Genomic DNA, 23318 nt, shown 5'->3' on the forward strand with positions numbered 1-23318 from the left:
GGCTGAACAGCCGCCGCTGGCCCATATCGGCAAACAGAAACGGCGGAAACTCCTCGGGGAACACGTCATGGGGCCCGATCGAGTACCACGGCTCGCCCGACATTTCGTCCTCCGGGTAACGCGGCGGCGGGATGTGGCGGAAATTCACCTCGGTCAAAAAGCTGATTTCGTCATAGTCGTAGAACACCACCCGGCCATGGCGGGTAACGCCGAAGTTCTTCAGCAACATGTCGCCGGGGAAGATGTTCGCCGCCGCCAACTGCTTGATGGCCAGGCCATAATCCTCCAGCGCCTCCAGCACCTGGCCCTCGCTGGCATGCTCAAGGTACAGGTTCAGCGGCGTCATGCGCCGCTCGGTCCAGCAATGTCGGATCAGCACCGTGTCGCCCTCCAGCACCACCGTCGACGGTGCTACCTCGAGCAGTTCGGCCAGGCACTCCGGCTCGAATTTGTCACGTGGGAAGCGAAAATCGGCAAACTCCTGGGTATCAGCCATGCGCCCCACTCGGTCGACGCTTTTCACCAGCCGGTACTTGTCGATCACCGTGGCCCGGTCGACTGTTTTCGACGGCGAAAAACGGTCCTTGATGATCTTGAACACCGTATTGAAGCCCGGCAGGGTGAATACGCTCATGACCATGCCACGCACCCCCGGCGCCATGATGAAGCGATCATCGCTGTTGGCCAGGTGGTTGATCAACGCCCGATAGAACTCCGACTTGCCGTGCTTGTAGAAACCGATCGACGTGTACAGCTCGGCAATATGCTTGCCCGGCAGGATACGCTTGAGAAAGTTGACGAACTCCGCCGGCACCGGCACATCGACCATGAAGTACGAGCGGGTGAAGGAAAAGATGATCGACACCTCGGCCTCGTCGGTGATCAACGCATCGGCCTCCACCCCATGGCCTTCGCGGTGCAGCAGCGGGATCACCAGCGGCCACTGCTCATCGCTGTTGTACAGCCTGCCGACCAGGTAGGCCCCCTTGTTGCGGTACAGCACAGGCGAAAACAGCTCAACCGTCAGCGTCGAGTCCTTGCATACCCAGTCCGGCAGGTGTTCACGCAGTTGCGCTTCAAGCCGTGACACGTCGCTTTCAAGGTCGCCATAAGCGAACGCGTAGTCAGCGAAGATTGCCCGCAACAGGCTCTGGAGGCTGGCATCAAGGCAATAGGTACGGGTTTGCGCAGCGCGCTGGTGGCTGCGGATCGATGGCCGGGTGGTGTGGATGAACATGCAGCCGTCGCTGATCTGGTCATGGCTGAACAAACTGCAGAACAACGAGTTGTACCAGGTCTCCGACAGTTCATCGTCCAGCCGTGGGTCGATCAGGCGGATGTAGGCACTTTTCACCAGAGGCCACTGCTCCACCTCCAGCAGCACCTCATCATCGAATGCATCACGCAACCAGCCATTGACCTCGCCGACCTTCTGTTCGTACAGGTTGATCCGTGCAGCGGCGGCCCGCTGGATATCTTGCCAACGCGCCTGTTCGAAGCGCTCGCGCGCGCCGAGGGTGATGCGGCGGAAGTGCTCGCGATAGTCGTCGAAGCCATCGAGGATCATCCGGGCGATCTCGCCGGCAGGCCAGTGCTGAGTCATGCGGGACACCTCGGTGCGGGGTGAGATAGACAGCTTAGCCGCACTCTCGAGGGAGTGTCGCCAGCACCGGCCTGTTCGAGGGATCCGAATTGCACCGCAAGAAAGCACAAGAATCCCCCTGCCCCCTGACGTACACTCGCGCCCCTGCCCTGTACCCGGAGACCGCCGTGAGCCCCATCGCCCTAGCCCGCCTGCTGACCCTTGCCGCCGTCTGGGGGGCGAGTTTCCTGTTCATGCGCATCATCGCCCCCGAACTCGGCACGGTGCCGACGGCGTTCTTCCGTGTGTCCATCGCCTGCCTCGGCTTGGTCGCCATCGTTGCCGCCGCCCGCGTGCGCTGGGACTTCCAGGGCAAGCTCGGCGCCTGCCTGGTGTTGGGCATGATCAACTCCGGTATCCCCGCCACCTTCTATTCCGTCGCCGCTCAGGTATTGCCGGCCGGTTACTCGGCGATTTTCAATGCCACCACGCCGCTGATGGGCGTGCTGATCGGCATGCTGTTCTTCCGCGAACCCATGACCCTGCCGAAGCTGTGCGGCATCTTCTTGGGCCTGTTTGGCGTCGGCATCCTCAGCGGCGCCGGCCCGGTAGCGCTGGACATGGCCTTGCTGCAAGGCGCCCTCGCCTGCCTGGCGGCCACCACCTGCTATGGCTTTGCCGGGTTCCTCGCGCGCCGCTGGGTCAGCGGCCTGGACAGCCGCCTGTCGGCGCTGGGCAGCATGCTTGGCGCCACCTTGCTGCTAAGCCCAGTGTTCGCCTGGAGCGCGCTCAGCCAGCCGCCCGCCAGCTGGGGCGGCTGGCAGGTATGGCTGTCGTTGCTGGGCCTGGGCCTGCTGTGCACCGCCTTCGCCTACATCCTGTACTTCCGCCTGCTCGAAGAAATCGGCCCGGTCAAAGCCAGCACCGTGACCTTCCTGATCCCGGTATTCGGCGTATTGTGGGGGGCGTGGTTGCTGGACGAGCCGCTGTCGATGGCACACCTGTACGGCGGCTTGCTGATTGGCATGGCACTGTGGCTGGTACTGCGGCCGGCGCGCAGTTGAGGCGGAGCATACGATGAGCAGCGCGTACAAGAAGGTCCTGTTCCGCCTGGAGCAGGACGCAAACGGCTACCCACCGGCCTCGGTCGAGGGCCTGTGGGCCAAGGCCGTGGAAGGTGGCTACGCCGTCGACAACATTCCCTTCCATGTCTACGGCATCGCCCCGGGTGACGTCATCGCTACCCGTGAAGAACAAGGCGAGACCTGGTTCGCCGAACTGTGCCACAGCAGCGGCAGCTCGGTGTTCCGGGTGATCGTCAAACCACCGGAAACCCTCGACCAGGTGCGCGCCGCCTTGCAGGACTTCGGCTGCAACTGCGAAACCGAGCAGGCAGTGAAGATGCTGGCGGTCGAGGTCCCGCCGCAGCGTTCGCTCGACACCCTGCTCTATTACCTGCTCACCCAGCGCGAGGCCGGCTTGTTGGACTTCGAGGAAGGCGTACTGCACCACGCCATCCCCGAAGAGTTCCGCTAAGGCCTACGCCTCTGCCAAGCGCGCGGCGGGTTTGCGAAACACGAACAGCAAGCCCACCACGATCAGCCCCATGCCCAGCAGGCTGAGCGGTGCCAGGCGGTTACCGAAGATCAGGAAGTCCATCACCGCGGTTACCGCTGGCACCAGGTAGAACAGGCTGGTGACGTTGACCAGGTTGCCTTTGGCGATCAAGCGGTACAGCAGCAAGGTCGCCAGCAGCGAAACCACCAGCCCCATCCACAGCAGCGCACCGACAAAACCGCCGGTCCACGCCACCTGCAGTGGCTGCAGCGGTGCGAACAGCGCGCACATGGCGAAGCCCGCCAGGTATTGCAGCGGCAGCGTGCCCATGGGGTTGTCGGTAATGCGCTTCTGCAGGATCGAGCCAAAGGTCATGCTGACCAGCGCCAGCAGGGCGAACAGCATCCCCGCCAGCGACACCCCGCCCAGGTTGATGCCCTGGTAGACCACCATGATCAAGCCGCCCAGCCCCAACCCCAGGCCGAACAGGCGGCTCCAGGAGCGCTGACGCTCCATCAGCACCACGGTGAGAATCGGTTGTACCCCCATCACCGTGGCCATGACGCCAGGGGTGACGTGGGTGTTGAGCGCCAGCAAGTAGAAGATCTGGTAAGCGCCGAGCAGCACACACCCAGTACCCAGGGCGCGCAGAATGCCCCCGCGTGTACGCGGCCAGCGCAGCCCCAGCAGCGGGCTGACCATCAACAGGCCGGCCAGGGCCAGCGCCGAGCGCAACAGCAGAAAGGCGAACGGGCTGGCATGCGCCAGGCCCAGCTTGGAGACGATCGCCCCGCTGCTCCACAGCAGGACGAACAGGCTGGTAGTGGCCGCCGAGGCCACGGATGCTTTGTTAAAGACAGACATGTATTGCCACCTGATATAGGCAGATAAGCCAAACGGACGGCGTGCGCTTCAGCGAGGGAAGTAGCCGACCGTGTTCAGTAGGTTGCGTGTGCGAAAGGGGGCGGCCAGAAGCCGATCAGCCCAGCACGACCACGCAAGGAGGCGGAGCTACGCCGCCTACAACGCCACTGACAGGTGGTGGGTAATGACTGATCATGACCGGCTGCTGGCTACCACGCACGACCATGCCCGCGACGGGCGCGATGGCAAAGCATGGGGTGGAAGGGCTGGCTGGCATGAACAGGTCTTCGGGAAGAGAACAATGGGTTGGACTATAGCCCGGCGACTCACGGCTGACAACCTCGTCGGTATAGGTGCGGCGCCAGTGCTGGTTAATTTTCCACCGCCCCGGCTCGTCTGAATGCGAAACGCAGCACGCATTCACCCGTTTCGAGGATCACCGATGAACGTATCCACCTGGCTCTACCGGCCAGCCCAGATCACCTGCCTGCTGCTGGTCAGCGCCTACGCCCACGCCGCCAAGCCCGGCGACGTGTTCAAAGACTGCAGGGACTGCCCGGAAATGGTCGTGCTGCCCGCCGGCAGCTACGTGATGGGCGCGCCCGACGACGAAGTCGGCCGCCAGCCCGACGAAGGCCCATTGCACACCGTGACCTTCGCCAAGCCGTTCGCCATGAGCCGCTACCAGGTTACCGCCGGCGAACTGGATGCCTATATCAAGGCCACCGGCACCGTCATCAAAAGCGGTGACGACCGCCCCGGCCGCTGGTGCGAGGCCAGCAAGCCGACCTACAAGCAAGGCCCCCGCCAGCCGGCGGTGTGCGTCGACTACGACGAAGTGCAGGCCTACGCCCAGTGGCTGGCCAAGACCACCGGCAAACCCTACCGCATGGTCAGCGAGGCCGAGCGCGAATACGCCGCCCGCGGTGGTTCCACCGGGCCGTTCCCCTTCCCCTTCGACGAGCCGGGCAAGTATGAGATCAGCAAGCACGCCAACACCTACGGCCCCCGCGACGGCTACACCTACACCGCGCCGGTGGGCAGCTACCCGGCCAATGCCTTCGGCATGTACGACATGCACGGCAACGTCTACGAGTGGGTTGCCGACTGCTACCACGAAAGCTACGAAGGCGCCCCAAGCGACGGCAGCGCCTGGATCCAGGACCCCACGTGCATCCGCGCGCACATGCGTGGCAACGACTGGGGCGAGCCGCCGATCTTCTCGCGCTCAGCCAACCGCAACGACCGCCTCAAGACCACCCGCGGCGACTTCCTCGGTTTTCGTGTAGCACGCGAATTGTGAAGTTGTGACGCGGTTAACGCAGCAGTGGTGAAAAATACAGTCAATAAGAATCGTTCCGGTTTTTCACGGTTGCTGCGTCACATACCAGACATAGAAAAAAACCCCTCTGCCAACGAGACCGCAATAGATGTCCAAGTCCTTGCCCGGCCCGCTCAACCCGCTTGCCAAAGCGTTACTGATCCGTCACTCCCTTCGCCCCCGGCACGCGTTGTCTCGCGTCGGTCTGGGCCTGGCGCTGTCCACGGCGCTGGTTGCCCAGGTGCAGGCACAGGAGTGGACCCTGGATATTCCGGCACAGTCGATGAATTCGGCGTTGCAGGCACTGGCCAAGCAGACCGATATGCAATTGCTGTATAGCCCGGAGGACATCAGCGGGCTGCGTTCCACGGCGCTCAAGGGCCGGCATGACCTGCAGTCCTCGCTGCGCACCCTGCTGCAGGGGACCGGGCTGCGTTATCAGATCGATGGCAACACCGTGACCGTGACGGCGAGTTCGGCGGGAAAGGACGGTCAGGTCGAGCTTTCGGCGACCAACGTCAATAGCACTGGCCTTGGCGCCACTACCGAAGGCACTGGTTCCTACACCACGGGTGTGACCAATACAGCCACCAAAATGAACCTGTCGATCCGCGAGACGCCACAGACCATCACTGTGGTGACCCGCCAGCGAATGGATGACCAGCACCTGAGCAGCATGACCGATGTGCTGAAGCAGACACCTGGCATCACCATGTCCCAGGATGGTGGTGAGCGCTTCAACATCTATTCCCGTGGCAGTGCCATCAACACGTACCAGTTCGATGGTGTTACCACGTTTCAGGACAACCAGACTCGCAACATGCCCAGCACCCTGCTGGACATGGCCCTTTATGACCGAGTGGAGATCGTCCGTGGTGCAACGGGCCTGATGACGGGTGCCGGTGACCCCAGTGCGGTGGTCAACCTGATCCGCAAGCGCCCGACGCGCGAGTTCAAGTCCTACATCCAGGGCGATATCGGCTCCTGGGACTACTACCGTGCCGAGGCTGACGTTTCTGGTCCCCTGACCAAGGAAGGCAACGTGCGCGGGCGTTTTGTCGCTGCGCAGCAAAACAACCACACGTTCATGGACTGGTACACCCAGGACCGCAGCATCCTGTACGGTGCCCTGGAGGCCGACCTGACCGACACCACCCTGGTTCGCTTCGGCATTGACCGGCAAACTTACAAGGTCAACGGTGCCTCGGGTGTTCCACTCATTTTCACCAACGGCCAGCCCACCCACTTTTCTCGTTCGAAAAGTTCCGACGCTCGCTGGGGTTATGACGACTACGAAACCACCAACTACACCATGACGCTCGAACAGCAACTGGCCAACGACTGGCAGTTGAAAGTCTCGACCCTGTACATGGACGTTGATCGCAATACGTTCTCTTCCTACGTTTCGACAAGAACCAACAGGTCATACCTGGAACCGGATGGCTCAACAACCATCAGTGCTGGCGTGGCCTCGGCGGATCAATACCAAAAAGGTGTTGACGCCTCCCTGCAAGGGCCGTTTCAACTGTTTGGCCAAAGTCACGAACTCATTTTTGGCTACAACTATCTTGAGTACGAGAACAAACATCGCGAATACGCCGGGCCTGATCAGGATATCAACTACTTCACGTGGGAAAACGTGACCCCAAAACCCGGTAAAGACGAGCTTTCGCCAAGCATCAAATATGACATTTTCAACCGCCAAAGCGGCTACTACCTAGCCGGGCGGTTCAACTTCACCGATGACCTGCATCTGATTCTGGGCGCGCGAGCTTCCGACTACCGCTTCGACTACAGCCTTGGCATCATCGACAGCCCCGATGCGCCGACCACCTACAACATGAAAGAGCATGGTGTAGTGACGCCGTATGCGGGGTTGGTCTATGACCTGACCCATGAGCAATCGGTGTACGTCAGCTACACCGACATCTTCAAGCCACAAAGCAATATCGACGCCAGCGGCAAACCACTTGACCCGGAAGTCGGCAAGAACTACGAAATGGGCTGGAAAGGCGAATTCCTGGATGGCCGCTTGAACGCCAACGTTGCCATCTACCTGGTACAAAGGGATAACTTCGCCGAAGAGACCACCGAACCTGCACCCAACGGCGGTAATGCCTACAAAGCAGTGGATGGTGCGCAAACCAAAGGCGTGGATCTGGAGCTCTCGGGCGAAGTGCTACCTGGCTGGAACGTTTTCACCGGCTACAGCCACTCCCGCACCGAGGATGCTGACGGCAACAGGCTGACCACCCAACTGCCAATGGACACCTTCCGCCTCTGGAACACCTACCGCCTGCCAGGCGAATGGGACAAGCTGACTGTGGGTGGGGGCGTGAACTGGAACTCCAAATCCACACTGCAATATGCGCGCTATAACAGCCACGTCACCCAGGATGACTACTTCGTCACCAGCCTGATGGCTCGCTACCGCATCAACCAGAACCTGGCGGCCACGCTTAACGTCAACAACGTATTCGACAAGAAGTACTATGCAGGCATGGCCGGCAGTTATGGCCACTACGGTGCACCACGCAACGCTACGGTGTCACTGCGCTACGACTTCTAAGCCGCGCTGGCCAGACCCACGCAAGTCCTGGGTCTGGCCACACACTCCCCGCGTCACCTCCCCGTCACTGCGTTCAACTTCCCGCCGCACACCTAAAGCGCTGCCCTTGCGCATGTTTACCCAGGACAGCAAGGTCACGTCTACGCGCTGAGCAAACGACATCGCCCCACGCCGACAGCCTGTGTGCTGTCGGCGTGGGGCGAGAGGTGATGGTGCCCTGTAAACCTGACAGTGACCGTTACTCGACCATGGAGCCCTCTTTCAACCAGTGCATGGCCAGACCGTCGATAACTTCACGCTGCCTGAGAATGTCGTAGTGCCCTGCCTCCACTGCATGGCTTGCCTTCGTTGCGAAAGCCCAGGCCGCGTCGCCATTGCGGCCCGCCCACCAGCATGTCGCCAAGGCGTGGGTGGGAGGCAGGCTGGTCAGGTTCAATGACAAGGCTTTCAGACGCATCGCCACCGCAAAGGTATGGGCCAGCTCCGAACTGTCGATATCGGCATAAAGCGATGGCTCGGTCTGCGCAGCACGAACGGCCTCGATGGCACCCTGCAACGTCGAAACGTCCGTCCCCACGGCCAGCTCAGGGACTGCCAGGCGGTCTTTTGGCACACCCAGCAATACACTGAGGAAGCCCTGCAAATCCTCCGTCCAGTCCTCGGCCACCTCGGTATGCAATGCACAGGGCACGAAGCTGTCCACCAGGCCGAGCAATGCTACCGTCTGGCCCTGACGCTCCAGCTCCTTGGTTACCAGCACCGCCAGGGTTCCCCCCAACGACCAGCCTGCCAAGCGGTATGGGCCTGCCGGCTGCTTCTGGCGGATGTATTGGGCATAGTCGATAGCCATCGCCTGCAACGATTCATCTTGCCACGTGCGGTCGAGCAGCATTCGGCACTGCACGCCATAAACACTGCAATGCCCCTCCAGGCGACGCGCCAGCGGCTCATAATCGAATACCGTGCCGAAACCTGCATGCAGGCAGAACAACGGTGTGGCATGGGCCACGCGGGTGTTGAGCAACAACACAGGATCCAGGCAGGCTTCATCCGCCGAATAACCTGACAGCTCACCAATGGTCGGTTTGGCCATCACGTCACGCAACTTCATATCCAGCGCCAAATCGCTGTGCGCACGCACTTTGGAGAGCATTTTCAGCACCCGAAGCGAATCCCCCCCCAGCTCGAAGAAGTTGTCGTCGACTCCAATCGACTCAACACCCAGCACGTCTTGCCAGATGTGCGCCAAGGCCAACTCGGCTTCATTGCGCGGTGCCCGGTGCTGCCGATGCGCGGCAAAATCAGGCGCCGGCAGCGCCTTGCGGTCGACCTTGCCATTGGGCGTCAACGGCATCGCCTCCAGCACCACCAGTTGCGCCGGGACCATGTAGTCCGGCAGCTCGGTACGCAGGGCTTCACGCAGTTGTGCCGGGTTCGTTTTCTCGCTGCCACTGACCACATAACCCACCAACTGCTTGCCGGTGGCGCCTTCACGCGCCACCACAACCGCATCACGGACATCGGCCAAGTTGCGCAAGCGCGCCTCGATCTCGCCCGGCTCGATACGGAACCCGCGGATTTTCAACTGGTTGTCCAGCCTGCCGATGAAGTCCAAGGTGCCATCGGCACGGCGGCGTACGCGGTCACCAGTGCGATAAAGACGCGCGCCTTCCGCGAACGGGTCCGCGACAAAACGCTCGGCGGTAAGCGCTGCACGCTGGTGATACCCCCGCGCCAGCCCTTCACCGCCGATATAGAGCTCACCCGCCACGCCATCAGGCAACGGGTTGAGGTCCTGGTCGAGTACCTGCAAGGTACGCAGGCCCACACGATCGCCAATCGGCGCATACACCGCCTGACAGGACTGATCGGCCGATACCTTCCACAGCAGGGGTGTCACCACCGTCTCGGTAGGCCCGTACCCGTTGGTCAGGTACTGTGGCCTTAGCGTGCGCTTGACCAGTTCGAACAACGCATCGGGCACCGCATCGCCACCAAAGCAGTAGATACGCACTGGCGGTGCAACCTGTTGCTGGCTCTCGCCGAACTCGGCCAACTGCTGCAGATACGCCGGAGGGAAGCAGGCGATATCGATGCGTTGCTCATGCAGCACCTGCCAGGTTTCCTCTGCCGTCCACAGGCGATTGCCACGGATCACCAGGCAGCCACCCGACGACAGCGTCGACAGCCAGCGCTCTTGCGCGCCGTCGAAAGCGAATGACATGAACAGCAGCTCACGGGTGCTTTCGTCCATCTCATAAAGTTCGGCAATGGCTTGGCAGTGCATGCGGATCTGCCCATGGCTGACGGCCACCCCCTTGGGCTTGCCAGTCGAACCCGAGGTGTAGATCAGGTACGCCAGGTTGTCATCTTCCACCCGCGCGCGTGGCACACCGTCAGGCAGGCCCGCCAGCGCCAGGCGGTCGAGCTCTACGATTCGCCCAACCGTGTCGAAACGCTGGCTCAAGGCACTGTTGGTCAGCAGCAGGTGCATGGCCGAGTCTTCGACAATCCATTGCAAACGGTCCTGCGGATAATCAATGTCCAGCGGTACATAGGCAGCACCGGTCTTCATCACGGCAAGGAAGGCAACGATCACCTCGACCGAACGCTCCAGGGCAATACCGACCGTACTCTCCGGCTTGGTGCCCAAGGCGATCAGATGGTGCGCCAGGCGGTTGGCGCGCTGGTCGAGTTGCGCATAGCTCAACTGCTGATCACCACATACGACGGCCAGGGCGTCAGGCCGCAACCGAGCGTGCTCGGCAATGCTCCGGGCCAGATGCGCAACATGCGTCGTAGCTGCCGCCAGCGTGTTGCGCTGACGGGCCTGCTGGCTCTGCTCCAGTGTCAGCATGTCGAGGCTGCCCAGCGTGGCATCCGGGTTATCCAGCATGCCCTCGAGCAGCCGCTCGAAGCTGCCGCGGATAACAGCCACTGCGGCCTCGCTGAAGCTGCCACGCAGGTACATGAACTCTACCGAAAGCGTCTCGCTCAAGTGCACGGCCAGGTCCATCGCATAGTTGGTGACGCCGCGCTCGCTCACTGCACCAAACTGCAACGCACTGTCGCCACTGTCGTTCAGGCGTTCGTCCAGCGGGTAGTTCTCGAACACGATAATGCTATCGAACAACGGTTGCCCCGGGCGCCCCGCCCAGCGCTGAACATTCGACAGCGTGGCATGTTCATGGTCACGCAGCTCAAGGTTGTAGGCTTGCAGTTGCTGCAACCAGTCGTTGACACGCCAATGTGCAGCAGGCGCCTGGACGACAGGCAGTGTGTTGATGAACAAACCGAGCATGTTGTCCACCCCCGGCAAATTCGCCGGCCGGCCAGCCACGGTGGCGCCAAAACAGACAGCCTGCTGCCCGCTATAGCGCTGCAGCAGCAGCAACCAGGCAGCCTGTACCAGCGTATTGGGCGTTACCCGCAAGCGTTGAGCCTGGGCGCGCAGGCGCTCGGTTCGCCTGGCATCCCAATACAGGTACAGCGCGGCATGCCCAGGCAAGTTGGCATCCGGTCGTGGCAGCAACGTCTGCTCCAGCAGGGTCGAGCTTTCAAGGCTGCCAAGCTTGCGCGTCCAGAACGCCTCCAGCTCATCCTGGGGCTGCGCCTCGAGCCAGCGGATATAGTCTCCGAAGCGCGGTACCTGGGTATCCAGCGCTTGCCCGTGATAAGCCTGGAACACTTCACCCAACAGCCGCGAGTTGCTCCAGCCATCCATCAGGATGTGATGGCGGGTCCAGATCAGTTGCATGCGCTGTTCATCCAGGCGCACCAGCGTTACCCGCATCAACGGTGCCTGCGACAGGTCGAAGGCCTGCTCGGCATCAGCATCGACCAGTGCCTGCAAAGCGTCGGCCTGGTCATCACGCGCACGCCAGTCCAGCACACGGATCGGCAGCTCGACATGGCGATGGACGATTTGCAGTGGCTGTGTCAGTTGCGCGTCTGACCAGAAGCTGGTGCGCAGAATGTCATGACGCGCCACCACCTGCTTCCATGCCTGGGTGAAGCGTTCGATATCCAGGCCGTCGACCGCAACCGATGTCTGGTTGAGATAGAGCGCAGCGTCCCCTCCCTGGTCGCTGTAGAACAACATGCCTTGCTGCATCGGCGACAGAGGGTAGATAGCGTCAACCTGCGCCACCGGCACCGGCAAGTGCTGCAACTGCGTCTGGGTCAGGCCGGCCAGCGAAGGTTGTTGGCTACTTGTCACCGGGTCATCGGCAACCTGCTCACCCACCTCGGCTACAGCGGCCAATTGCTCAACGGTCTGATACTGGAACAATTGCTTGGGTGTGAAGCGGATACCCGCCTGGCGCGCGCGACTCACCACTTGTATCGAAATGATCGAGTCACCACCGAGCTCGAAGAAGTTGTCCGTTACCCCGACTTGCGCCACTTTCAATACGGCACCCCAGATATCCGCCAACTGCCGCTCGAGCGCGTTGCGCGGAGCCACATGCTCGCCCTGCGACTGCGTCTGATCGATATCCGGGAGGCGTTTGCGGTCGAGCTTGCCACTTGGCGTCATGGGCATGTGCTCGAGCAGCATCAGGTAGGTCGGCACCATGTAATCCGGCAAGCCGGCCTTCAGAGACTGCTTCAGCGTTGCCCGCAGCTCCGCCTGATCCGCGCCCTGGTCAACCGCGACCACATAGCCGCACAGCTGCTTGAGGCCGGCGTGGTCGACAACGATCACTGCAGCCTGGCGAACCTGTGGGTGCGCCTGCAAGTGCTGCTCGATTTCCCCCAGCTCGATGCGGAAACCGCGAACTTTCACCTGATGGTCGGCCCGACCACGGTAGGCAAGTTCACCCTGCTCATCGAAGTAACCCAAATCGCCGGTGCGGTACAAGCGAGCCCCCGCTGTTTCGGCCAGCGGGTCAGGGATGAAGCGCTCCGCCGTCAACGACGGGCGCTGGTGATAACAGCGTGCCAGGCAGCCGTCACCACCGATGTACAACTCACCCGGCACGCCAATCGGTGTAGGCAACAGGCCGTCGTCCAAGGCACGCAGGGTACGCCCGGCCAACGCGCGGCCAATCGGTACACCGCTATGTGCCGCAGGCACCTGCGCAAGCCTTGAGCAATCGTACGTGGTCGCCACCACGGTGGCCTCGGTAGGGCCGTAGGTGTTGAGCAGACGCACCTGCGCCGGCCCATCCTCCAGCCAGGCCTGCAACCCGTCCAAGGCCACCGCCTCACCCCCCACATGAATCTGCTTCAGCTGGCCATAGGCAGCTGCAGCGCGACGGTCCAGCGCCAACAAGCGCCAGTAGGCTGCCGGCAAGTCAGCCACCGTAATGCCGTGGCGGATGACCTGCGTGCTGAATGTGTCTGTGTCCCACAGCTGCTGATCGCGCATCACCACGCAGGCGCCCCGTGACAATGGCGGGAAGAACTGCTCGATGAACCCGTCAAAACTGAACGTGGCGAACTGTAGCACCCGGTCATCCGGCGTCAGTCGCGAATAACCACTGGCAACTTCACAGAAGACTGACAGTGCCTGGTGAGCAATGGCCACCCCTTTCGGCATGCCCGTGGAGCCGGAGGTGTAGATGACATAGGCCAGGCTGTCGAGCGAGACCTCACATGACAGCGGCTGCTCACTGCAGTCTTGCAGCCAGTCCTCACCTGACTGTAGCTCGATACATGGCAACTCAGCAGGGACCGGCATGCGCGCCATCGCCTCGGCGTCACCCAGCAGCAGGCCGATGCCACTGTCCTCGATCAGGTAGGTCAGGCGGTCCTGCGGGTAATCCGGATCCAGCGGGACGTATGCCGCCCCGGCTTTGTGGATGGCAATCAAGGCCACGGCCAGCGCCAACCCACGCTCGGCGGCAACCCCAACCAGGCTGTTGGCGGTAACACCGTGCGCAGTCAGCAGATGCGCCAGACGATTGGTGCGCAGGTCCAACTCTCGGTAAGTCAGCTGTTGCTCGCCGAACACCAGCGCTGTCGCACCGGGGCGCTCTCGGGCCTGCAACTGGAACAACTGGTGAGCGCACAGGCCCGACGGGCTAACTGCCTCGCTTTGGTTCCAGTCATGCAGCAAAAGTTGGCGCTCTGCATCTCCCAGCATCGGCAGCTCGCCGATCGCCACCGAGGCATCATTTACCAGCGCCCGCAGCAGGTTGCCGAAGTGCTCGGCCAGACGCTGGATAGCCTCGTCGTCCCAACTGCCGCGGTTGTGACTGTACTGAATGGCCAAGGTGTCACCCAAGGTGGCCGCCAGGGTCAGCGGGTAGTTGGTCTGCTCCAGGTTGGCCACCGGACCAAAGCGCAAGCCATCGGGTGCACCTTCCTGCAAGGCCTGGGAAACCGGGTAGTTCTCGAACACCATCAAGCTGTCGAACAGCGCTTCGCCACCCAAGCCGGCCCAGCGTTGTACCTCATTCAACGGGGTATGCTCGAAGTCACGCAAGGCCAGGTTGCAGGCTTGCACCTGGGCAACCCATTCGGCAACGGTCTGTTCGCTGCGCGGCGCACCGACGACTGGGAGGGTATTGATGAACAGGCCAATGTGTTCTTCCACCCCTGGCAGATCCGCCGGACGCCCAGCCACAGTGGCGCCAAAGCAAACGGCAGATTGACCGGTATAGCGTTGCAGCAGCAGCAACCAGGCTGATTGCACCAAGGTATTGACGGTGACCCGGTTGGCACGTGCAAAATTTTCGATGCGCTGGGTCGTCGAGTGGTCGAACAACTGATAGTGCTCACCCTGGCCTGACTGCGGCGCAGTGCTTCGGCGTACTACCTGAGCCAGCCGGGTCGACTCCTCCAGCGGTGCCAGTTGGTCCTTCCAGAACGCTTCGGCTGCTGCCGCGTCCTGGCGTTGGAGCCAGGCGATATAGTCACGATAAGGTGCGGCCGGCGCCGTTGCTTGCTGCCCGGCGTAATGCTGCAACACCTCGCCCAGCAGGCGCGAAGTGCTCCAGCCATCCATCAGGATGTGATGGTTGGTATAGATCAGGTGGTGGCTGTCATCTGCCGTGCGCACCAGGGTCAGCCGCTGCAACGGAACCTGGTCCAGCGCGAAGCCGGTTTGTCGGTCGCTCTCGGCCAGACGTTGCAGCTGCTCCGACGCTGGCTGACCACGCCAATCGTGCTCGGCCAAGGCCTGCACGACCTGCTTGTGTACCACTTGCACAGCCTGGTCGAGCTCTCCCTGCCAGATAAAGCCACTGCGCAGGATCGCGTGCTTATCCACCGCCGCCTGCCAGGCCTGGCGGAAGCGTTCCACGTCCAGCCCCTGAACATCCACGCGCAACTGGTTGATGTAGTCGCCGGACTGCTGTTCGTAAAGCGTATGGAACAACATGCCCTGCTGCATCGGCGACAGCGGGTACACATCGGCTATCTGTTCGGCCTCTATCGGCAGGTTGTCCAGTTGCGCCTGGGTAAGGTCAGCCAACGGGAAGTCCGAAGGCGTCACGCCACGGTGCTGCGGTTGGCGGCAATGATCGATCAGTAGCGCCAGCTCTTGCGCATAATCGTCGGCCAGGTGCTGGATGGTGGCTGTATCGAAAATGTCCCGGCTGAAGCGCCAACCCAGTTTCAGCTCCCCACCGTACACCTGCCCGTTCAGTGCCAAGAGGCTGCCCAACGGGGCACTTTCATCTTGGGTGGCACCGCCGTACTCCTTGGCCGGCACGAACAACCCTGCCTGCTGGTCGAAGCTGGCGTCGAACTGGCCGAGGTAGTTGAACACGACCTCACCCCGTGGCAATGCCGCCAGGGTCGCTTGCGCTTCAGGGCTACCCAAGTAGCGCAGCAGGCCATGGCCAAGGCCTTTGTTGGGTACCGCGCGCAACTGCTCCTTGATGGTCTTGAGCGAGTTGACCAGCCCGGCCTGTGGGCTGAGCCTGACCGGGTACATGCTGGTGAACCAGCCCACACTGCGGCTCAGGTCGCCGCCCTCGAACAGGTCTTCACGGCCATGGCCTTCCAGGCGTACCAGTACCTCGGCACGACCGGTCCAGCGGCTGATCACTCGCGCCAGGGCTGTCAGCAACAAGTCATTGATCTGCGTTCGGTAGGCGGCCGGCGCTTCCTGCAGCAGTTGTCGGGTCAGTTCGCGGTCCAGCTGGGTGCTGACCGAGGCGGCATGGCGTTCGAGGTTGCTGCCTTGCGGGCGGTCGCACGGCAAGGCATCACTGGCGCCTTGCAGTTGCGCCTGCCAATACCCCAGTTCCGCTTGCAGCTGCGCGCTGGCTGCATAGTCCTGCAGCTGCTCGGCCCAGGCCTTGAACGAGGTGGTCTTGGGCTGCAGTTTCAACGGCTGCTCATCGCGCAGCGCCTCATAAGCCTGCTGCAGATCTTCCAGCAGCACACGCCACGACACACCGTCCACCACCAGATGATGGATGACCAGCAGCAAGCGCTGGCCGCCGCCTGGCAAATCGGCCAGAACGGCGCGCAGCAGCGGCCCATGCGTCAGACTCAAGCTGCGTTGCGCCTCGTCAGCCAGCTGCGTCAACGCCTCGGAATCTACCACCGTACGACGCCATAACAGGGCGTGCTCTGCATCGCCGAACTCGGCCTGCCAGCGGCCATGCGCCTGGGTAAACTGCAAGCGCAAGGCATCATGGTGCGCCACCAACGCCTGCACGGCCGCTTGTAGGTGATGTTCGTCCAACACCTCGCTGGTTTGCAGCATCACCGATTGGTTCCAGTGGTGGCGCTCGACGATATCTGACTCGAAGAACCAGTGCTGGATCGGCGTCAGCGGCATGCTCCCCACTACCCGTCCCTGGTCGATCAACGTACTCACCTCACGCCGAGCAACCGCAGCCAAACCTTGCACGGTCTGGTGCTGGAACAGGTCTTTGGGCGTGAACTGTATGTCCACCTGGCGAGCACGGCTGACCACCTGCAGCGACATGATCGAATCGCCGCCCAGCTCGAAGAAGTTGTCGGCAAGGCCCACTCTTTCCAGCTTGAGCACGTCGGCCCAGATGGCCGCGATCTCTCGTTCCAGCTCGGTTTGCGGTGCCACGTACTCGCCCTGCAACAAGCTCGCATCAGGCGCAGGCAAGGCCTTGCGGTCGAGCTTGCCGTTGCCGGTCAGCGGCAGCTGCTCCAGGAACAGCAAATGCGCGGGCACCATATGCTCGGGCAGGCTTGCCTTCAGTTCGCTTCGCAGGCTGTCACGTAGCCTGGCCTGCTGCTCGGTGTCCTGCAGCACCTCAGACTCAACTGGCACCACGTAACCCACCAGTTGCTTGCCACTGGCGGCATCCACCGCCAGCACCGCCACTTGCCGTACCGCTGGTTGTTCGATCAGGCGTGCTTCGATCTCGCCTAGCTCGATACGGAAACCGCGAATCTTCACTTGATGATCGATTCGCCCGATGTACTCGATGACGCCATCGCTGCGGTAACGCGCCAGGTCGCCCGAGCGGTACAGGCGCCCGCCATTGCCATCGAACGGGTTCGGTACGAAGCGCTCGGCTGTCAGCCCGGGGCGGCCATGATAGCCACGCGCCAGGCCCGCCTGGCCAATCAACATTTCCCCCGTGCAACCCGGCAGAATCGGGTTCAATGCTGCATCGAGCAAGTACCACGACAGGTCGGGAATCACCTCGCCAATCGGGCTGCTGGCACCTTTGTGCAAGTCTTCGAAAGTGACCGGCCGATACGTCACGTGCACGGTGGTTTCGGTGATGCCATACATGTTGATCATGCGCGGCCGACGGTCGCCGAATACCTCGAACCAAGGCTTCAGGCTGCTCACTTCCAGGGCTTCGCCACCGAACACCACGTGCCGCAGGGCCAGGCCCTGCCCCGCTTTCATCGCCTCGCAGGCCACCGGGATCAGCGGCTTGAACGCAGAAGGTGTCTGGTTGAGTACGGTGACCTGCTCGCGAACCAGCAATGCGTGGAAGTCTTCACTGGAGCGCGCCACATCCTTGGGTACGATGATTGCCTTACCGCCATACAGCAACGCGCCGTACAACTCCCACACCGAGAAGTCGAAGGCGTAGGAATGGAACACCGTCCACACATCGCTGGCATCGAAGTTGAACCAGTGCTGGGTGGCCGCAAACAGGCGTACCACATTGCGGTGTGGCAACAGCGTGCCTTTGGGCTTGCCGGTTGAGCCGGAGGTATAGATCACATAGGCCAGGTTATCTGGGGTCACTCGGCACACGGGGTTGGCGTCGCTGTAGCCCGCGAGGCCGGCGTGGCCATCCAGCACAAGGGTTTTCACCCCTGCCGGTACTGGCAGCGCATCACGCAAATGCTGCTGGGTCAGCAACAGATGAATGCCGCTGTCCTGGAACATGTAGCTGAGACGGTCCTGTGGATACTCTGGGTCCAACGGCACATAGGCAGCGCCAGCCTTGAGTATGCCCAGCAGGCCGATGACCATTTCCAGGCTGCGCTCCACAGCCAGGCCAACCAGCACATCCGGCCCGGCGCCCAGTTCCAGTAGTTTGTGTGCCAGTTGATTGGCGCGGCGGTTGAGCTCGGCGTAACTCAGGGAACGCTCACCGAACACCAGCGCCACGGCATCTGGGGCGGCCTCGACCTGGGCTTCGATCAGTTGGTGAAGTGGCCGCTCTGCCGGGTAGTGGGCCAGCGCCGGGTTCCAGGCGCGCTCGATCTGCTGCTGCTCCTGCTGGCCGATCAACGGCAGCTCGACGATCCGCTGCCCAGGCTGGCGAACGATGGCCTCCAGCAGGTTCACCCAGTGCCGTGCCATCTGCTCGATGGTGGCAGCATCGAACAGGTCGACCGCGTAGCTCAACGCGGCGCCAAGGCTGTGTTCGTATTCGAAGGTATCCAGGGTCAGGTCGAACTTGGCCGTGTCGTGATCCCAGCTCAGCCCCTCCACGTGCAACCCTTGCACGCTGCGTTGCTTGCCCTTGGCCTGCATCTGGTGGTTGTACATCACCTGGAACAGCGGGCTGTGGCTCAGGCTACGCTCTGGTTGCAAAACCTCGACCAGTTGCTCGAAGGGCAAGTCCTGATGGCTTTGCGCCCCCAACGCTCGCTGCTTGACCTGCTCCAGCAACTCGCTGAAGGTCATCTGCAGATCGAACTCAGCGCGCAACACTTGGGTGTTGACGAAAAAACCAATCAGCCGCTCGGTTTCTACCCGATTACGGTTGGCAACCGGCACCCCGACGCGAATGTCCGGCTGCCCGCTATAGCGGTGCAACAATGTCTGGAAGCTGGCCAGCAGCAGCATGAACAAGGTCGCACCCTGCTGTTGGGCAAGCTGCTTGAGTGAATGCACCAACGCGTCCGGCAGCCGAACCTCGTGCCGGGCGCCACGGTGGCTATTGGCGGCAGCACGTGGGCGGTCGGTCGGCAACTCAAGCACCGGCTGGTCATCGCCAAGCTGCGCCTTCCAGTACGCCAGTTGGCGCTCTTGCTCACCCGCTTCCATCCACTGACGCTGCCAGATCGCATAGTCGGCATATTGCACTGGCAACGTTGGCAGCTGCACGTCTTCACCTTGGCTGTATCCCGCATACAGCTGCATCAGCTCGTCGATCATCAGTGGCATCGACCAGCCATCGGAGACGATGTGATGCATTGTCACCACCAGCACATGCTCGTCCTGCGCAAGGCGCAGCAACTTGACCCGTAGCAGCGGCCCCTGCTGCAGGTCGAATGGGCGACGCGCCTCGGCCTGCACCTGCTCCAGCACGTCACGCTCAGCGGCGCTCTGCAGCATCAGGATGTCGAGCACCAAGGTGATTTCGGGGTGAATGACCTGGACGGTACCCTGTGCCTCTTCCCTGAAGAGTGTACGCAGGGTCTCGTGGCGGGCGATCAAGGCTTGGAAACTGCGCTGCAAAGCCTCGGCATCCAAGCGGCCGCGCAGACGCAGCGCGGCCGGGACGTTGTACGTCGGTGCACCAGGGTCAAGTTGCCACAGAAACCACTGCCGCTGCTGGGCATACGACAGCGGTAGGGAGGCTTCAGGCTCACGCTTGAAGATCGGGGTGACGCCATAAAGGTTCACCCCCTGCTGCTTGAGCAAGGCTGCCAGGGCCTGGCGCTCTTTGGTGGACAGTAGCTTTACAGACTCAAGCAGCTCTTGCACAGTAAAAATCTCCTAAGAAAGCAGCTTTTCAATTTCCTCCGTAGATAGACGTTTCAAGGCCTCCAGGGATTTAGCCAGTTCGTTCTGAACGGGGTCCGCCAGCGGTGCCAGTTGCTCCAACTGCGTGCAGTAGTCGCCAAGCACAGGGTTTTCGAACAGTGCCTTCAGGCTGACCGCCAACCCCGCCTGCTCCTGGACGCGACCGGTCACCTGGGTGGCGATCAGCGAGTGCCCGCCAAGGAAGAAGAAATTGTCGTTCAGGCCAACCCGTTCGATTTTCAGTACATCGGCCCAGATAGCGGCCACCTGCTGCTGCAGCGGCGTACGCGGCGGCACATGGGCCTCTGAGAGCTGGGCAGTGTCCGGGCGCGGCAGCGCCTTGCGGTCCAGCTTGCCGTTGGGCGTGAGTGGCAGTCTGTCCATCAGCACCAGGTGGGAGGGCACCATGTACTCCGGCAAGCTCTTGCGCAGCGCAGCCCGCAGGTTTTCACGCAGCGTCTCCTGTGCGGCCACATCGGCCATCACGCGGGCATCGGTAGGCACGACATAGGCCACCAGGTGTTGCCCCGCCGGCCCGTCGATGGCCATGACCACGGTTTCGCGCACCGCCTCTTGCTGCAGGCGGGTTTCGATCTCACCCAGTTCGATCCGAAAGCCGCGGACCTTCACCTGATGATCCACCCGGCCGACGTACTCCAGCACACCGTCGGGGCGATAGCGGGCAAGGTCACCGGTACGGTAGATACGCCCGCCCTGCTCATCGAAAGGGTTGGGCAAGAACCGCTCAGCACTGAGCCCCGGGCGTTTCAGGTAACCACGGGCCAACCCGGCACCGGCCAGGTACAATTCGCCTACCGCCCCCACCGGCACAGGTTGCAAGCCGCCGCTCAGCACATAGGCTGCACTGTTGTCCAACGGCCGGCCGATATTGGCCTTGCCGCCAGCGGCCCTGAGCGTGCAGGTAGAGTAGGTAGTGTCCTCGGACGGGCCGTAAAGGTCGTACACATCGCTCACATGCTCCAAGCGGTACAAATCGTCGACGATCGACTGCTTTAGCGCTTCGCCGCAAAGGTTGATGATTTTTACCGACGGCGGAATGTTGCCGGTTTCGCACAGCTGCTTGATGGCCGACGGCACGGTATTCACCAGCCGCACCCGGTCCCTGGCCGCCAGGTCAGGCAGTTCAAGGGCGTTGGCAGCCAACACCGCATAGCCACCAGCCGACAAGGTGACGAACAGCTCCCATACCGACAGGTCGAAGCAGATCGAGGTGGAGAAAAGCACACCGCACAGGTCCGCCTGGCTGTATACCGACAGCGACCAGCCGATCAGGGCCGCCACGCTGCGGTGCTCGATTTGCACCCCCTTGGGCTTGCCGGTGGAGCCTGATGTGTAGATGCAATAGATGAGGTTGCGGGCGGTGGTCAAACAGGCCAGGTCAGTATCCGGGTAGCCGTCGAGCGTCAACTGATCGAGCAGCAGCGTACGCGACTGGAACTGCGCAGGCATGCGCGTGATCAGGCTGGTCTCTGACAAAAGCAGGATCGCCTGGCTGTCATCGAGCATGTATTCCAGACGGTCCTGCGGGTATTCCGGGTCCAGCGGCACGTAGGCGCCACCCGCCTTGAGGATAGCCAGCAAGCCCACGACCATCTCCAGGCTGCGCTGCATGGCAATGCCCACCAGCACATCCGGGCCGACACCCTGCTCGCGCAGCTTGTGCCCCAGTTGATTGGCCCGGCGATTGAGTTCGCCATAGCTCAGCGTCTGCTCGCCAAAAATCAGCGCTGGCGCATCTGGGGATTTCGTCACTTGTGCTTCGAACAGCTGGTGAATACAGCTGTCATCAGGGTAGCTGGCCAGGGTCGCGTTCCAGCCTTCGACGATCTGCTGATACTCATGATCGTCCAGCAGGGCAAGGTCGGCGATGCGCTGAGCAGGCTGTTCAATGATGACCGTCAGCAGATTCTGCCAATGCCGGGCGAACGTGCGAGCAGTCGAAGCATCGAACAGGTCGGTGGCGTAGATCAGCGCCGCGCCGATACCCTTGTCATGCTCGTAGGTTTCCAGGGTCAGGTCGAACTTGGCGGTATGGTTGTCCCACGCCACGGCTTGCACTTCCAGCCCCGGCAAGCTGTGCTGCTCGCCCCGGGCCTGGGTCTGATGGTTGTACATCACCTGGAACAGCGGGCTGTGGTTAAGGCTACGCTCTGGCTGCAGGGCCTCTACCAGCTGTTCGAACGGCAGGTCTTGGTGAGCCTGGGCCTCGACGACCCGCTGTTTGACCTGGCCGAGGAACTCGCTGAAAGACATCTGCACATCGAACTCGGCGCGCAGCACCTGGGTGTTGACGAACAACCCCACCAGGCGCTCGGTTTCCACACGGTTGCGGTTGGCCACCGGCACTCCGACGCGGATATCAGATTGCCCCGAATAACGGTGCAACAGGGTCTGGAAGCTGGCCAGCAGCACCATGAATGGCGTCACGCCCTGTTGCTGGGCGAACTGTTTGAGTGCATGTGCTTGCTGCTCGTGCAGGTCGATCGCCAGCCGCTCGCCCTTAAGGCTGCTGACCGTAGGTCGCGGGCGGTCCGTCGGCAATTCCAGCACGGGGTCCTCGCCCCCCAGTTGGGCGGTCCAGTAAGCCAGCTGCCGCTCCTGCTCACCGGCCTCCATCCAGCTGCGTTGCCAGATAGCATAGTCGGCGTACTGGATCGGCAGGGTAGGCAACTGCACGTCGCCCTCCTGGTTGTATGCTGCATACAGGCGCACCAACTCTTCCACCATCACTGGCATGGACCAGCCGTCAGCAATGATGTGGTGCAGCACCAGCACCAGCACATGCTCTTGAGCATTCAATTGCAGCAGTTTCACCCGCAGCAATGGGCCGTTTTCCAGGTCGAAGGTTTGACGGGCCTCACGCTCCACCTGCTCGCGCAGGGCATGTTCGCCGGCACCGTTCAAGTGCTCGTAGGCCACGGTCAATGGCAGGCTCGGGTGAACCACTTGTACCACCTTCTCGCCCTGTTGGCTGAAGGTTGTACGCAGCGCTTCATGCCGGACCAGCAACGTGTCGAAGGCACGCTGCAGAGCGGCCCGGTCCAGCTCGCCCTTGAAGCGCAAGGCCGAAGAGATGTTGTACACCGCGCTGTTCGGGTCGAGCTTCCACAGGAACCACTGTCGCTGCTGGGCGAAGGAAAGCGGCAGTTGCGCAAATTCCCCACGCACCTGCGGGATGGGCAACTGCGCCAGGCTGCTGCCCTTGGAGGCCAGCTTTTCCAGAAACAGCCTGCGCTGCTCGAGTGGCAGCCGAATGAAGCGGTGAACCAGGTCGGTGTTGCGGGTATCGGTGCTCATC

9 protein-coding genes are annotated in these 23318 nt (G+C 62.0%); 4 read left to right on the top strand and 5 right to left on the bottom strand.

Annotation, left to right across the window (positions count from 1 at the left end; translation table 11 throughout):
* A partial coding sequence (gene aceK / locus APH42_RS15375) for a bifunctional isocitrate dehydrogenase kinase/phosphatase (RefSeq protein ID WP_060493674.1) occupies positions 1 to 1603 on the bottom strand: 1603 nt, incomplete at its 3' end.
* Between the two features lie 167 nt (positions 1604 to 1770).
* On the opposite strand from aceK, the gene APH42_RS15380 reads away from it, so the two are divergent.
* Positions 1771 to 2646: a DMT family transporter gene (locus tag APH42_RS15380; RefSeq protein WP_041166558.1), complete on the top strand. Its 876-nt coding sequence runs from the start codon at positions 1771 to 1773 to the stop codon at positions 2644 to 2646.
* Between the two features lie 13 nt (positions 2647 to 2659).
* A complete protein-coding gene (locus APH42_RS15385) occupies positions 2660 to 3118 on the top strand; it encodes a DUF4265 domain-containing protein (RefSeq protein ID WP_012273652.1) in 459 nt (152 codons plus the stop codon).
* A gap of 3 nt (positions 3119 to 3121) precedes the next feature.
* On the opposite strand, the gene APH42_RS15390 is transcribed toward APH42_RS15385, so the two are convergent.
* A complete protein-coding gene (locus tag APH42_RS15390; RefSeq protein WP_012273653.1) occupies positions 3122 to 4003 on the bottom strand; it encodes a DMT family transporter in 882 nt (293 codons plus the stop codon).
* A gap of 115 nt (positions 4004 to 4118) precedes the next feature.
* Positions 4119 to 4280: a hypothetical protein gene (locus tag APH42_RS30150; protein WP_171577262.1), complete on the bottom strand. Its 162-nt coding sequence runs from the start codon at positions 4278 to 4280 to the stop codon at positions 4119 to 4121.
* Positions 4281 to 4445: 165 nt separating this feature from the next.
* Between APH42_RS30150 and APH42_RS15395 the strand changes: the two genes are divergently transcribed.
* Together APH42_RS15395 and APH42_RS15400 are read left to right on the top strand one after the other, a co-directional pair.
* On the top strand, positions 4446 to 5306 hold the full coding sequence (locus tag APH42_RS15395) for a formylglycine-generating enzyme family protein (protein WP_177336855.1): 861 nt from the start codon (positions 4446 to 4448) through the stop codon (positions 5304 to 5306).
* Positions 5307 to 5433: 127 nt separating this feature from the next.
* Complete coding sequence (locus APH42_RS15400; RefSeq protein ID WP_012273655.1) at positions 5434 to 7893, top strand: TonB-dependent siderophore receptor; 2460 nt, start codon at positions 5434 to 5436, stop codon at positions 7891 to 7893.
* A 238-nt stretch (positions 7894 to 8131) separates the two neighbouring features.
* Here APH42_RS15400 and APH42_RS15405 read toward each other — a convergent pair whose 3' ends face one another.
* Positions 8132 to 19960, bottom strand: a complete 11829-nt coding sequence (locus APH42_RS15405; RefSeq protein ID WP_060493675.1) for a non-ribosomal peptide synthetase — start codon at positions 19958 to 19960, stop codon at positions 8132 to 8134.
* Positions 19961 to 19972: 12 nt separating this feature from the next.
* The gene (locus APH42_RS15410) at positions 19973 to 23317 is read right to left on the bottom strand and encodes a non-ribosomal peptide synthetase (protein ID WP_060493676.1); all 3345 of its coding nucleotides are present in this window, start codon (positions 23315 to 23317) and stop codon (positions 19973 to 19975) included.
* Position 23318 lies beyond the last annotated feature (1 nt).

The organism is Pseudomonas sp. NBRC 111140 (assembly GCF_001320885.1).
GTDB lineage: Bacteria > Pseudomonadota > Gammaproteobacteria > Pseudomonadales > Pseudomonadaceae > Aquipseudomonas > Aquipseudomonas putida_P.